The organism is Nocardia otitidiscaviarum NBRC 14405 (genome assembly GCF_000308635.1).
GTDB lineage: Bacteria > Actinomycetota > Actinomycetes > Mycobacteriales > Mycobacteriaceae > Nocardia > Nocardia otitidiscaviarum.
Genome location: NZ_BAGD01000097.1, coordinates 233,015 through 246,751, shown reverse-complemented (window position 1 = coordinate 246,751; position 13,737 = coordinate 233,015). Strand labels below are relative to the sequence as shown.

13 protein-coding genes are annotated in these 13,737 nt (G+C 70.0%); 6 read left to right on the top strand and 7 right to left on the bottom strand.

Going from position 1 to position 13,737, the window contains the following annotated elements:
* Nucleotides 1-73: 73 nt before the first annotated feature.
* The 4 genes from ON31_RS21880 to ON31_RS21865 all read left to right on the top strand — a co-directional run bounded on the left by ON31_RS21880 (nt 74) and on the right by ON31_RS21865 (nt 4,972).
* On the top strand, nt 74-1,258 hold the full coding sequence (locus tag ON31_RS21880) for a sensor histidine kinase (protein ID WP_085996463.1): 1,185 nt from the start codon (nt 74-76) through the stop codon (nt 1,256-1,258).
* 120 nt (nt 1,259-1,378) lie between these two features.
* On the top strand, nt 1,379-2,038 hold the full coding sequence (locus ON31_RS21875) for a response regulator (RefSeq protein WP_039816221.1): 660 nt from the start codon (nt 1,379-1,381) through the stop codon (nt 2,036-2,038).
* A 94-nt stretch (nt 2,039-2,132) separates the two neighbouring features.
* Nucleotides 2,133-3,299, top strand: a complete 1,167-nt coding sequence (locus tag ON31_RS38400) for a serine/threonine-protein kinase (protein ID WP_081592630.1) — start codon at nt 2,133-2,135, stop codon at nt 3,297-3,299.
* A 1,370-nt stretch (nt 3,300-4,669) separates the two neighbouring features.
* A complete protein-coding gene (locus ON31_RS21865; protein WP_218007371.1) occupies nt 4,670-4,972 on the top strand; it encodes a hypothetical protein in 303 nt (100 codons plus the stop codon).
* 24 nt (nt 4,973-4,996) lie between these two features.
* Here the strand turns inward: ON31_RS21865 and ON31_RS21860 are convergent, their stop codons facing one another.
* A complete protein-coding gene (locus tag ON31_RS21860) occupies nt 4,997-5,203 on the bottom strand; it encodes a hypothetical protein (protein WP_147287089.1) in 207 nt (68 codons plus the stop codon).
* 274 nt (nt 5,204-5,477) lie between these two features.
* On the opposite strand from ON31_RS21860, the gene ON31_RS21855 reads away from it, so the two are divergent.
* Nucleotides 5,478-6,359, top strand: coding sequence for a helix-turn-helix domain-containing protein (locus ON31_RS21855; RefSeq protein WP_039816214.1), 882 nt, complete (start codon nt 5,478-5,480; stop codon nt 6,357-6,359).
* Nucleotides 6,356-6,556 carry a DUF397 domain-containing protein gene (locus ON31_RS21850; protein WP_029930680.1) on the top strand — a complete coding sequence of 67 codons (201 nt, stop codon included), beginning with the start codon at nt 6,356-6,358 and terminating at the stop codon, nt 6,554-6,556. Before ON31_RS21855 ends, ON31_RS21850 begins: the two co-directional genes overlap by 4 nt.
* Nucleotides 6,557-6,621: 65 nt before the next feature.
* Here ON31_RS21850 and ON31_RS21845 read toward each other — a convergent pair whose 3' ends face one another.
* The 6 genes from ON31_RS21845 to ON31_RS21820 all read right to left on the bottom strand — a co-directional run bounded on the left by ON31_RS21845 (nt 6,622) and on the right by ON31_RS21820 (nt 13,702).
* A complete protein-coding gene (locus ON31_RS21845) occupies nt 6,622-7,653 on the bottom strand; it encodes an ATP-dependent 6-phosphofructokinase (RefSeq protein WP_029930679.1) in 1,032 nt (343 codons plus the stop codon).
* A 103-nt stretch (nt 7,654-7,756) separates the two neighbouring features.
* Complete coding sequence (locus ON31_RS21840) at nt 7,757-8,584, bottom strand: serine hydrolase (RefSeq protein WP_051037575.1); 828 nt, start codon at nt 8,582-8,584, stop codon at nt 7,757-7,759.
* A gap of 279 nt (nt 8,585-8,863) precedes the next feature.
* The gene (locus ON31_RS21835; protein WP_255222197.1) at nt 8,864-9,787 is read right to left on the bottom strand and encodes a serine hydrolase; all 924 of its coding nucleotides are present in this window, start codon (nt 9,785-9,787) and stop codon (nt 8,864-8,866) included.
* A gap of 37 nt (nt 9,788-9,824) precedes the next feature.
* Nucleotides 9,825-11,582, bottom strand: coding sequence for a serine/threonine-protein kinase (locus ON31_RS21830; protein ID WP_039816210.1), 1,758 nt, complete (start codon nt 11,580-11,582; stop codon nt 9,825-9,827).
* 57 nt (nt 11,583-11,639) lie between these two features.
* The gene (locus ON31_RS21825) at nt 11,640-12,326 is read right to left on the bottom strand and encodes a response regulator (protein ID WP_039816207.1); all 687 of its coding nucleotides are present in this window, start codon (nt 12,324-12,326) and stop codon (nt 11,640-11,642) included.
* The gene (locus tag ON31_RS21820; RefSeq protein ID WP_051037573.1) at nt 12,323-13,702 is read right to left on the bottom strand and encodes a sensor histidine kinase; all 1,380 of its coding nucleotides are present in this window, start codon (nt 13,700-13,702) and stop codon (nt 12,323-12,325) included. The genes ON31_RS21825 and ON31_RS21820 overlap by 4 nt, the downstream gene beginning before the upstream one ends.
* Between the last annotated feature and the right edge of the window lie 35 nt (nt 13,703-13,737).

Below are 13,737 nucleotides of genomic sequence, written 5' to 3'. Positions count from 1 at the left end.
TACTTCGGTAGGGGGTCCAAGATCGCTCGGGGGTATGAGGTGCGGCGGCGCGGCGGGTCCTACTGTCGTGGCTATGGTTGCGACATTGCCGTCACGGCGGCTGCAGCACGCGCGGCTCTGGTTCGACGCGGGCACCGTCGCGGTGGCGCTCATCTTCTACGCCGTCGCGTGGCCGACACTGTTCATCACCCACCAGGTGGCCGCGGCGGCCGCCCCGTTCATCGCCGGGTTCGCCGCCTTCCCGCTGCTGCTCGCCCGGGTGAATCCGGCGCTGGGCTGGGCGATTTCGGCCGGGGCCGCGCTGGTCATCGCCTTGGCGATTCCGAATCGATCCGGCGAGGACATCCCGTTCCAGGTGGTGCACCTGCTGTGCCTGTTCGCGCTGCTGGCCGCGGTGGCGGTGCGCTCCGGCATGCAGATCGTGCTGGTCGCGTGGTTGGCGACGGCGCTGCTCATGGGCACGACCATGGCCTCGCAGGGCGACGAGTTCGCCACCTCCGGGTTCGGCTGGCCTATCGCCGTGACCGGGATCGTGCTGCTCGGCCTCATGGTGCGCTGGCTGACCCAGTCGCGGCAGGCGCTGCTCGCGCAGTCGGAGGAGACCGAACTGGAGCGGGCCCGCCGCGCCATTCTGGAGGAGAAGGCGCGCATCGCCCGCGACCTGCACGATGTGGTCGCCCATCACATGTCGATGGTGGTGGTGCAGGCACAGACCGCCCCCTACCGCATCGACGGCCTGTCCGCGGCCGCCCGCGCGGAGTTCGAGGCCATCGGCGTGGGCGCCCGCGCGGCGCTCAACGAGATCCGCGGCCTGCTCGGCGTGCTCCGTAGCGACGGACAGTTGCCCGAACACGCCCCGCAACCCACCGCCATGGAGGTACCCGACCTCCTGGAAGGCGCCCGCCGCGCGGGCATGGCCCTCACCACGGAGATCGACGGCCCGCTGACGGCCCTCCCCGACGCCACCGGCCTCGCCCTCTACCGCATCGTCCAGGAATCGCTGGCCAACGCCTCCCGCCACGCCCCCGGCGCGCCGGTGCGGGTGCGCATCGTCGCCGCCACCACCGCGGTCACCCTCACCGTCACCAACGACGCCGCCACCCAGATCCCCACGGCCCCTCGTTCCCCCCACGACACCCCCGGCAGCGGCATCACCGGCATGCAGTCCCGCGCCCAGGCCGCGGGCGGCCACCTCACCGCCACCCCCCACCCCGACGGCACCTTCGAAGTCCACGCCCACCTCCCCATAGATACGTAGTCATCGGATCACGGGGAACTGGTGGCGGCATCGTGCGAGTGGCCGCCGCCACCAGTTCCCCCTCGCGGGCATACCTCGGGGGCGATCGTGCGAGACTCGTGGGGTGCGTGAGGTGGGACTGTGGCGATAACCGTGTTGATCGCCGACGATCAGGCGATGGTGCGGCAGGGGTTCGGCGCGCTGCTGGCGGCGCAGCCGGACATCAGCGTGGTCGGGGACGCGCCCGATGGGAAAACCGCTGTGGCGGAAGCGAAGCGGCTGCGGCCGGATGTGGTGCTCATGGATGTGCGCATGCCGGAGATGAACGGTCTCGACGCGGCGCGGGTGATTCTGTCCGCGGGACTCGAGCCGCCGGTACGGGTGCTCATGCTCACCACCTTCGATATCGACGACTACGTGTACGAGGCGCTCGGGATCGGGGCCAGCGGATTCCTGCTGAAGGACGCGCCCGCCGAGGAGCTGGTGCGCGCCGTGCGCGTGGTCGCCGGTGGTGACGCGCTGCTCGCGCCGACGGTGACACGGCGGCTGATCGCCGACGTGACCCGCCGCCGCGCCCGCCGGGCGCCCACTCCGGCGCTGGGCGATCTCACTCCTCGTGAACGCGAGGTGCTGGAGTTGATCGCGCGGGGTATGTCCAATGCCGAGATCGCCGAAACCCTGTTCGTCGCCGAGCAGACCGTGAAAACCCACGTGTCCAAGGTGTTCGCGAAACTGAACCTGCGTGACCGGGCTCAGGCCGTGGTGCTGGCCTATGAATCCGGGCTGGTGACACCGGGCTGAACCATGTGCGAGACCGTGGAACCGAGCGGCCGGAAGGACATCGTGCGCGGTAGGCTCTCCGCACCCGTATGTCACCGGAAGGGGGGCCGTCGCCTTGCTGAAGACGGGTGACGTATTCGCCGGATTCACCATCGAACGGCTGCTCGGTCAGGGCGGTATGGGATCGGTGTATCTCGCGCGGCACCCCCGGCTCGGGAAGCTGACGGCGCTGAAGCTGCTCAACCGGGAGCTGTTCGCGGACCGCGAGGTACGGGCGCGGTTCGAGCGCGAGGCCGATCTGGTGGCGCAGCTCGATCACCCGAATATCGTCGCCGTGTACGACCGGGGTTCCGAGGACGCCCAGCTGTGGATCTCCATGCAGTACGTGGACGGTGTGGACGCGGCCAGCGTGCAGACCGCCACGCTGCCGCCGGAGCGGGCGGTGCAGATCATCGAAGGGGTCGCGGACGCACTGGATTACGCGCACAGCAGGGGCGTGCTGCACCGAGATGTGAAGCCCGCCAACATCATGCTGGCGCGGGCGGTAGGTGGGCACGGGGAGCGGGTGTTCCTCACCGACTTCGGAATCGCGCGGCTGCGTGAGGATTCCACACATTTGACCCAGGCGGGCATGTTCACCGCCACCCTCGCCTACGCCTCGCCGGAACAGATGACCGGCGGTCGGCTCGACCACGCCACCGACCAGTACTCGCTGGGCTGCGCCCTCTACTGGCTGCTCACCGGAATCGGCCCCTTCGACTCCCCGAACCCCGGTGAGATCATCAGCGGCCACCTGCATTTCATGCCCTACCCGGCCAGCATGCGCCGCCCCGGACTCTCCCCGGCCGTCGACGCCGTCATCGCCAAGGCCATGGCCAAGCGTCCCGCCGACCGCTTCCACACCTGCGCCGAATTCGCCGCCGCCGCCCGCCGCGCCCTCGAGGAACCCGCCCCGTACCCCTACCAACCCAACCCCCAAGCACCCCAACAACCCTTCCCGCCCGCATACGCCCCGCAGCAGCAGGGCTACCCGCAGCCCCCCGCCCACCCCCGTACCCGCCCCAGAGCTACCAACCCCCCGCTGCCCCGCCCCCGCACAACCCCCCCGGCTACCAGCCACCCCAGCCCGGCTACCCATCCCCCCAACCCCAGAACTACACCCCCACACCACCTCCCCCACCGGCCTACCCGCCCCCCGGAACACCGCCCGCCCCAGACCAGCCACCCCAGGCCGGTCCAGCTTCCCCCGGCCAGCCGCCGCACGGTGCCCCCGCGCCCGTGATGCGGCATCCGCAGGAGGGCGTCGCACCGCCTGGACAGCCGCCGCCGGGGGATCCAGCGCATTCGGGTCAGCCACACCCGAACCTCACGCCCACGGGTCAGCCGCCGCAAGCTGATTCGGTGCCGTCGGGTACGCCGCCACCGCCGATCCCCGCGCGGCCGGATGAGTCGCCGCAGCCGTACCCGGATCCGTCGCCGCGCGGCGACTCCGCACCCGTGGTACCACCGCCACACGAGAGTGCCGCGCTGCCAGGCCAGCGGTCACCCGCGGATCAAGCGCCGTCGGGTTCGCCTCCGGAGGGATTCCCCGCGCCTGCGGCCCAGACGCCGGAGGGAGGTTCCGCGTCTGCGGCCCAGATGCCGGAGGGAGGTTCCGCGTCTGCGGGGCGGTCGTCCTGGGTTGATTCGCCACACTCAGGTGAGCCGCCGCACGGGGGCTCGGCGTCCGAAAGCCGGTCGCTGCGGGTCGGTTCAGCGCATTCCGGCGAGCCCGCGCAGCCACCGGGGAGTTCCGCTCCGTCGGGACGGCCGCCGCGGGCTGAGCCGGTGCCCTCGGATCGTTCGCAGCCTGGAGTTCCCGCGTACAGCATTCTTCCGCCGCAAGCCGTTTCGGGGGATGACGATCAATCGGCGCAAGTGGCCCGGGGGCGTTCGGATGAGTCGCGGCGTGCGGCCGACGTGTCGGCTGCTCGGCCGCCAGGGGTCGCCGTCTCGGGCGCTGAGAAGCGGTCAGGCGAACACTCGTCGAACCCGAGTGATGCGCCGTTGGACTCGACGCGTAGCGACCGGTTGTCGCGCGAGGAAGTCGCGGCGCTTGGAGGCCGATCACCTCACCTGGATGCGGCCGTCGGCGCGGAGGTGCGACCCGGTGACGCTGAGTCGGCCGGTGGGTCCGGCTCGTCCGCCGTGATGCGTTCGGTGACGGAGCCTGTCTCGTATGCCGTTGGTGTGCAGCGCGATTCGGGCGGGGCGTGGGTTCGGGAAAGTGGTGGACGAAGGAACCCCGGGGAGGTCGACCGCGGCGTGCGGCCGCGCGGGGTTGCTCCGAGTCGCGATTCGGACGGCTCCGGGACCGAGGCGCCGAGTGGTTCGGTCTCCGCCGTCGACCCGGTCGGTTCGCCTTCGGGTGGCGGAACGGATATGCCTGCCGTGGGCGACGAATCCGGCGTTCCCCCTTCGGTAACAGCGTCGGGCGCATCCGCGGCCGGCGCCGATTCGGGATCGGAGTCGGGGCAGCGGCAGGTGACTCGGTCGGGGCGGGACGTGGGGCGTGCGGCGTCAGGAGCGGCTGTCGCGGCCGGGGGTGCCGAGCAGTCCGGTGCTGCGGACGCGACTGCCGGGCAGGTTGATTCGAGTACCGGTCAGGTCGGGGTGACACCGGCTCCTGAAGACGTGGGCCTGGTGCCCACCGACTGCCAGGCGGTGGATTCCCAGACCGCCGAACCGGCAGGTAGCCCCACCGCGGTGGGACCCGATGCGCTGCCACCGGCCGCCGGAGCGCCGCCGCCGTTCGTGCCCTATCCCTATCCGCCCCCGCAGGTGCCGCCGGTGCAGCCGCCGCGGCGGTCGGTGTTCGGGGAGGTGCAGCCTGCCGCGGTGGTGGCGTTGGCCGTTGCGGCGGGGGTGCTGCTGGTGTTGGTGGTGGTGTTGGTCCTCAGCGCGATCGATCCGTAGCGGAGCGGGCAGTGGGTGGCGCGGTCAGGGGGCGGCGCGGTCGTCCAGGACCATTTGTCCGGCGTCCACCAGGATTTGGCGGGCTCGGCGGCGGACTCGGCAGTCGTCGACCGTGCAGCACATGTGCAATTGCATGGCTTGGTGGGATTGTTCGGGCGTGAGTTCGCCCGGGTCTGTCGTGCAGTCGAGGATGTACATCATCAGTTCCGCCGGAATCAGCGCGAGGGGCACGTTAGGGCCAGCGTAGCGAGAATCGCCGGTCATGCGACTCGTTTCGAGTCGACGGTGATCGAGAGGTGCGCCCGGCTCGGGGACGAGTGTGTCCAGAGTTGTCAGGGCTCCGGCTCTCACCGGGCGCGCCTACAAGCACAGCAGGCGCGAGGCGGAAATGTCAGGCAAAGGCGGCAGATATGCGGAACTTTTCCGAAACCGCCAGGTCAGCATTCATTACGCATGGCAGCATCGTTCACAGTGACCGAAAATCAGCTTCGCGGGGGAGGATTCGATGTCAGAGCACAGTTCCACACTGCCGCGCCGCCAGCTGGGCCGATACCTGCGTGAGGGTCGGATGGAGTCCAATCTGACCATTGCCGAGGCGGCTTCGCTCATGGAGTGGAGTGAATCGAAGTTGCAGCGTCTGGAAACCGGCAATGCCGAGAAGATCCGCGTGCTCGACATCCGGGAACTGTGCCGTATCTACGATTTCGACGACGAATTCACCGCGGCGCTGGTGGGACTGGCGCAGCAGTCGAACGTGAAATCGTGGTGGCACGAATACGACAGCCTGGTGCCCGAGGGCTTCGACATGTATGTGGGCCTGGAATCCTCGGCGCGCACCCTCATTTCCTATCAACCCGATCTGGTGCCCGGATTGCTCCAAACGCCGGATTATGCGCGCGTTCTCATCGCCGATTACTGGCCGGATGCTCCGCGTGAGCAGATCGACCGCCGCCTCCAGCTGCGCGTGCGCCGTCAACACCTGCTGACCCGCAAACGCAGCCCCGCGGTCTTCGACGTGGTGCTGCACGAAACCGCGTTACGCAGGGTCGTCGGCACGCCGCGCATCATGTCGGCACAGTTGCGCCGTGTGGCCGATATGAGCACGCTGCCGACGATTACTGTTCGTGTACTACCCTTCTCCGCAGGCGTCCCGTCGGGGCATACCGTCGGGCCGTTCGTGATTCTGGAATTCGGCCGGGACCCGCGGCACAGGCCGGTCGACCCGACCGTGGTGTATCTGGAGAACTACCTCGGCGACCTCTACCTGGAGAAGCAGGCGGCGGTCGACCGGTACCGCGAGGCGTACCACGCGCTCCAGCACGCGGCGTTGGACGAAGCGAGCAGTAGAGACCTCTTGCGGGAGGCAGCGAAGGAGTACGTGACGTGAACGTCGAACGGTCCGGCGCGCGGTGGTTCAAGAGCACGCACAGCACCGGCGCGAAGGAGTGCGTGGAGATCGCGTTCCTGGCGGGCGTGGTCGGCGTGCGCGACAGCAAGCATCCGGCCGGACCGGCATTGATGTTCACGCCCGCCGCGTGGGAGGGGTTCACCGCCGCGGTGACGGCGGGTCGATTCGACCACTGATCGACCACTGAGGCGCGACGCTCGCGGCCCCACACCCGACGGAGCGGGGGCCGCGAGAGTTCGGTTCAGCCGAAGAAGGCAGCCGCCTCGTTGTAGCGGTCCGGCGGCACCAGTTTGAGCTGCTTGGTGGCCTCCGACAGCGGCACCAGCTCGATCTCGGTGCCGTGCAGGGCGACCATCTGCCCGAAGCGGCCCGCGTGCACGGCCTCGGCGGCATGGACGCCGAAGCGGGTGGCGAGGACACGGTCGTAGGCGGTGGGCTGACCGCCGCGCTGCACGTGGCCCAGCACGGTGGTGCGGACCTCCTTGCCGATGCGGCGTTCGATCTCGGCGCCGAGCTGCTGGGCGACGCCGGTGAAACGGACATGGCCGAATTCGTCGATACCGCCGTCGCGCAGGGTCATGGATTCGGGCGCGGGATGCGCACCCTCGGCGACCACGCAGATGAAATGCTTGTCACCGCGCTGGAATCGACGCTTGATCATATTGCAGACCTCGTCGACATCGAACGGCACTTCGGGGATGAGGGTCAGATGCGCACCACCCGCGATTCCGGCGTTCAGCGCGATCCATCCGGCGTGGCGGCCCATGACCTCCACCAGCATGACGCGCTGATGCGATTCCGCCGTGGTGTGCAGCCGGTCGATGGCCTCGGTGGCGACCGCCAGCGCGGTGTCGTGGCCGAAGGTGACGTCGGTGCAGTCGATATCGTTGTCGATGGTCTTGGGCACGCCCACCACCGGCACGCCCTCGTCGGACAGCCAGCTGGCCGCGGTCAGGGTGCCTTCGCCGCCGATGGGGATGAGCGCTTCGATGCCGTTGTCGTCGAGAGTCTGCTTGACCCGGCCGAGTCCGGCGCGCAGCACATCGGGATTGGTGCGCGCGGTGCCGAGCATGGTGCCGCCCTTGGCGAGCAACCGGTCGGTGCGGTCGTCATTGAAGATCTGGATCTTGCGATCCTCGAGTAGGCCGCGCCACCCGTCCTGGAAGCCGACAATCGCGTCGCCCCAGCGACCGTTCGCGGTACGAACGACAGCTCGGATGACCGCGTTCAAGCCTGGGCAGTCCCCGCCTCCGGTCAAAACTCCGATACGCATGCCGCCCATCTTGCCCCGTCCGCGTGACCCTGTGGGCCGCACCCCCGTGAACCGCTCGTTACGGATCGCCGTACCGCCGGGCACCGCACGCTGTGATGCGACGCTATGGCGGGCAGACGCCTCCGGCGAGCTCCTCGAGATGTAGTTCGATCAGCCCCGCGAGCTTGGTGAGCAGGGCGGCGCCGTCGTCGAAGGAACCCGAATCGGGCGCGGCCGCAAGCGCGATGGCGATCTCCCCACCGGTTACCGGGAGCAGCCCGAACTGACGCACCAGATAGTCGCCGCCGATGTCGGGACCCCAGCCGCCCTTGAACCGCGCGCCCGCCAGGGTGCCCAGCCCCCAGCGCTGGCCGGAGCTGACCTTCCCCATGAGCGCGGTGACCGTCTCGGCCTGCGGCAGGCAGGGCAGCCGGGAGGCGAAGCGCAACTGATTCGACAGCGACCATTCCGCCTGCCCGAAGGCCGAGTACTCCGAGCGCGGCGGCCGGGCGGGCACGGTGGTGGTCGAATCACCACCCTCGCGCAGCACGGCCTCCACCGCCTGCGCGGCCGTATCCGCTGATCCGAGCGACTGCCAGAGCATCTCGGCGGAGGAGTTGTCGGAGGCCGTGATCGCCGCGCTGGCCGCGCCGCTGTACCCCGGATTGTTGCGCAGCGCGGCCAGGGTCAGCGGCACCTTGATGGTCGACCAGGCCACACCGGTGCTCCAGTCGCCGAGGGTGACCTGCCGGTCACCGCCCACGGCCATGACCGCCAGTCCGACCGTGCCCTGCAATGTGGCCTGCAATTCGTTGAAATCCCAGGCCAGCGAACCGGGAAGGGCGGCAACGAGTCCGGTGGTGGGCTTGACGGCCGTCGGTGTGGCACCGGTGGTTTCGGGCACCAGCGTGGGCTGGCTGCTACAGGCGGACAGCGCCAGCACGGCGGCCACCCCGGCCGCCCGCGCGAACCGGCTCCACCGCCGGTCGTGACGCGTCGATCGTCGTGGGGACCCGCCGCTCGCGGCGCCGCCCCGAAGTTCCGACCGTGGGACGTCCACCCCGTCTACCTCCATATCCCGGGTGTGGTGGGCGACGTCGATACTCGACCACCGGCTCCCGTCGATCGCAAGGATTCTGGTGTGTCTACGGGCGGTGGTCAAATGCGGTCGGACGCACGCTTTTCGGGTGTGCGGCGGCCATGGCGTCTCTGCGACATCCGGTGTACCGGGTCAGCGCACGCAGCGGCCCCCGCGCAGTTCCTCGAGATGGTCGGCGACCAGCAGGGCCATGCGGTCCATCATGTCGGTGGCGTCGGTGAAGCCGCCCGATGCGGGTTCGGCGGCCATGGCCACCGCCACCGGGCCCGACAGTGTCGGGATCAGGCCGAACTGCCGCACCGTGTAGTCGCCGGTGTCGTCGTCGGGACCCCAGCCGCCCTTGAACTCCGCGCCGATGAGTCGGCCCAGACCCCAGCTCTGGTCGGGTGTGATCTCGCCCATGAGCGAGATCACCGTATCGGCGTCGTCCAGACAGGGCAGCCGGGAGGCGAAGCGCACCTGATCGGTCAGTGTCCAGCTGGTCGCGCCGAAGGCCATGAGTTCGTAGGAGCCCACGGTCGCCAGTCGGGTGTGCCGGTCGGCGATATCGGTGACGGTGTCACCGGCCTCGCGTAGCACCGACTCGACCGCGGTGGCGGCCTCCTCCGCGCTGCCCAGCGAGTTCCAGAGCTGTTGTGCCGCATCGTTGTCGGAGAAGGTGATGGCCGCCTCGGCGGTATCGAGCAGGCCTTCCGGATCGCGGCGCAGGGCCGCCAGGGCGATCGGCACCTTGATGGTCGACCACGCGATACCCGTGCTCCAGTCGCCGAGCACCGTCACCTCGCCACCGCCGACCGGCATGATCGCCATCCCCATGCGGCCGTCCAGACGAGCCCGCAGATCGGCGAAATCCGCTGCCAGGGAGATGGTTCGGGGCAGGCCGAACAGATCCGGCAGGTCTGGTGCGCCCAGTGAGCGATTCCCCTCCGCCGCCGGTAGACCCATCGCGCGGTCGCCGCCGTCGGGCGCGATCTCCGCCGAATCGGCGGCGGGCACACCGGAGGTGCCGACCTGAACGGCACACGCCGACACCGCGAGCAGGGTGGCGAGTACCACCGTGTTCCTCAGGGCCTTACGACAGATCCGAAACGGATCAGTAGACATACACCACCGCGTTCTCTCCACCGGTGCAGGTCACCAATTTCCCTGCGGCCGTGCAACTCATCGGGTACGAGCGGCCGGTCACCGGACTCACCGCGACCACCGTAGCCGTCGTACCCGAGGTGTCGCCCGCCGCATCGGCGTAGGCCCGGCGCACCTCCTCGGCGAACGGGCAACTGGTGACCGAGGTTCCGGTCGCCGAGGAGGTGTAGCCGCCCAGCGACCCGAAGACCGAGGGGCACGGCGTCGCGCCCGCGGGCAGCTGCACCGTGGTCGGCGTGGTCGTGGTGGTGGGCGCGGTCGTCGTACGGCCGGGTGTGGGCGGGGCCGTGCGCGGCCGGGTCGGATTATCCTGTGCCGCCGGTACATTCGGTGATTCGGTACCGCCGTCGTCGATGGCCTGCCAGCCCAGCACGCCCGCCACCGCGGTCAACGCGACGGCCAGCACGCCCACCGCCACCGGCACCACGATCGACCGGCGCTGCCGCGGCCGGGGTTCGGTCGGGGGCGGTTCGACGACCGGATGCTCCGAGGTGGGATAGGCCGACGGGTCCGGCGCGGGCGCGTACGGAAAGTCGGCGTTGCCGGAGGCATAGGAATGCTCACCCCACCGCGGTTCCGCCGGTCGCGCCTGCTCGGGCAGGGGCGTGAAGTAGAAGTCGCTGGGCCGCACCACGGTCGGGTCGGCGGGCACGATCACCGGCAGATCGCCGGTGGCGGGCTGCTCGTCACCAGCCGCGGGGAAGGCCCCGGTCGTGTAGGCCGGTCCGGAATCGGCGGGAGTCCGCCGCACCACGGTGGGATCGGACGCGCCCACCCGTGGCTGGACCGCGGTCGGCGGGACGGCGGGCGGCACCGTGGGCGGCGGGACGGTCCGGGCGGACGGCACGGTCGGGGGCGGCGGCACCGCGACCGGTCCGCCGACCAGCGCGTTGCGCGCGGCCGCGGCGAATTCGCCCGCGGTGTAGAACCGGTCGGCAGGATTCTTGGCCATGGCGCGGGCGATTACGGCGTCCAGCCCCGGCGGAATGCCGGGCCGCAGGTGCGATGCCGGGGGCGGCGACTGCGACAGATGCGCCCGGACCAGCTCGCTCATATTCTGCACCGGGAACGGTCGGGTGCCGGTGAGCGCCTCGTGCAGGACGCAGCCCAGCGAGTAGATGTCGGCGCGGCCGGTGACCGGTCCGACATCGAAGCGTTCCGGGGCCATGTAGGCATAGGAGCCGACGGCCGAGGTCGCCGTGGTGACGGTGCTGTCACCCTCCGCGCGGGCAATGCCGAAATCGGCCAGATAGGCGAAATCCGCCTCGGTGACCAGGATATTGGCGGGCTTGACATCGCGGTGCACCAGACCCGAATAGTGCGCGGCGTCCAAGGCCGCCGCGACCTGCTCGAGAATACCGACCACCCGGGCGGGCGGCAGGGTGTCGAACTGGTTCAGCAGGGAGCGCAGATCCTGGCCGCGCACCAGCCGCATATCGATGTACAGCACACCGTCGATCTCGCCCCAGTCGTGGATCGGAATGATGTGCGGCTCGGCCAATCTCGCCGCCGCCTGTGATTCCCGGCGGAATCGTTCCTGGTAGGAGGGATCCTCGGCGAGTTCGGACGGCAGCAGCTTGAGCGCGACCACCCGGTCCTTCCCGGTGTCGTAGGCCTCGTAGACCTCACCCATCCCTCCCCTGCCCAGCAGCGAGCGCAACTCGTACGGCCCGAACCTGCTCCCGGCCCGCGATGGCGGTGCATCCACCCCGTCCAACCTCCAACTCTGGGACGGGGCGCGGCAGCGGCGGCCGCGACCCATCCGTCAGAGATTGGATTCTCCTGGGGCGACCACACCCTGGTCAAACGCGAAGACGATGGCCGCGGCCCGGTCCCGCAGCCCGAGCTTGCCGAAGATGTGTCCCACATGGCTCTTCACGGTCACCTCGGAGATGCCCAGGGCATGCGCGATCTCGGCGTTGAGGCGGCCGCGGCCGATGAGTTCGAGCACCTCGAGTTCGCGCGCGGTGAGATCGCCGAGCCGGGTGGCGGCCGGGGACGGGGTGGGACGGGCCGACCGGTAGGCGGTGAGCACGCGCGGGGTCACGGTGGGGTCGAGCCAGGCGCCGCCCGCCGCCACGGTGCGCACCGCGCGAATCAGATCCTCGGCGGGGGAGTCCTTGAGGATGAATCCGGCCGCGCCCGCGCGCAGCGCACCGGACAGCAGCTGATCGTCGTCGAAGGTGGTGAGCACCAATACCGGTGGGGCGTCGGCCGATTGCCGCAGGGTGCGGGTGGCCTCGATGCCGTCGATGCGCTTCATGCGCAGATCCATCAGCACCACCTGCGGTCGATGCGCGGCCACCGCGGCGGGCACCTCGTCCCCGTCGGCGCATTCGCTCACCACGAAACCGTCACGGCGGCGCAGGATTCGGCGCAGACCACCGCGCACCAGCTCCTGATCGTCGACGACGAGTACGGCGGTCGGCTCGTCCTCCGGCTGCGTGCTCACACACCCTCCTGGCTCTCCCGCGCCGAGTCGGCGCGGCCCTCCTGCAATTTGCGGGTCATGTTCTGGAACATGGACTTGAGCGAATCCTCGGCGGTACTCGCGGCATTGATGACGACGCAGCCGTCGACCGGCCTGCCCGACAGGGGAATGCGCGCCCGCACCTGCCAGCCGCCCGCCTCGGGTCCGGCCGACAGCATCCCGCCGAGGAGTTCGGCGCGCTGCCGCATACCCCGGACGCCCATGCCGTTGCCCGGCCGGGCGGCCACTCCGGCGGGCAGCGTGTTGTGCACGGTGACGGTGATGCCCCGGGCGTCCACCAGGATGCGCACGCGCGCTCGCGCGCCCGGCGCGTGTTTGGCGATATTGGCCAGCGACTCCTGGCTGATCCGGTACAGCGCCAGCCCCAGGCCCGCGCTCACGGTCGCCGGATCACCCTCGAGTTCGTAGTCCACCGCCATTCCGGCGCGGACGAAGTCGCCCACCAGCTCGGCGATATCCTCCAGGCCGGGTTCCGGGGTGGTGCGGGAGGGCCGCTGGTCGAGCAGCCCGACCGTGCGGCGGATATCGGCCATGGCCTGGCGGCCCAGACGTTCGGCGTCGGCGAGGGCGTCCACGGCCTCGTCCACGTCGCGGTCGGTTTGCAGCGCGTGGCGGGCGGCGGTGACGTGCAGCAGCGTGATGGACAGCGAATGCGCGATCACATCGTGCACCTCCCGGGCGATGCGGCCGCGTTCCTCGTCGGCGGCCCGCGCGGTGCGCACCTCCTGGGTTTCGCGCTCCTGGCGGGTGAAGCGGCTCTGGTACTGCAGCATCCGTCCGGTCATCCAGCCGCACACCACACCCGCGCTGTACTGGAGCGCACCATCGAGATGGCCGATCCGGGCGAAGAAGGCGAGCTGCCCCAGCATGACGAGAGTGAGCGGCACACTCACCAGTGCCGGGGTGATAGCGGCGACCTCGCCCGCGGCCAGGATCAGGATCAGCGGCGAGATATCGTTCTCCACCGGCTGCACCAGGAACAATGCCGTGGCGACCATGGCCAGACCGCCGATCATCACCGGTTTCGGCACCATCCCGAAGAACGCGTACAGCGGGCCGGTCACGTACGTGAGGCCCATGGCCACCAGCGGCAGCGGGCTCGGGAAGTACTCGTGCCGCTGAATCATGGCGATGGTGGCCGCCACCAGCAGCACCACATCCAGCAGCATGATCGTGGCCGCCGGATAGTCGTAGGGCAGCTCCTCCACATTGCGCTGGAACTCGCGCACCGGATCGCGCAGGAACCGGCGGGCCCGCACGCGGCTGTCGCGCGCACTCTCCCGCAGGTCACGCCAGGCGGCCCCGGCGAACCGTGACGTGGCGTCGGTCACGTTCATCCTGTAAGGCTAATTGCCCGGATCGGTCGTGTGCA

Coding starts and splice junctions, on each gene's coding strand:
- ON31_RS21845 (WP_029930679.1), bottom strand. CDS start 7,653: ATGCGTATCGGAGTTTTGACCGGAGGCGGGGACTGCCCAGGCTTGAAC.
- ON31_RS21820 (WP_051037573.1), bottom strand. CDS start 13,702: ATGAACGTGACCGACGCCACGTCACGGTTCGCCGGGGCCGCCTGGCGT.
- ON31_RS21880 (WP_085996463.1), top strand. CDS start 74: ATGGTTGCGACATTGCCGTCACGGCGGCTGCAGCACGCGCGGCTCTGG.
- ON31_RS21855 (WP_039816214.1), top strand. CDS start 5,478: ATGTCAGAGCACAGTTCCACACTGCCGCGCCGCCAGCTGGGCCGATAC.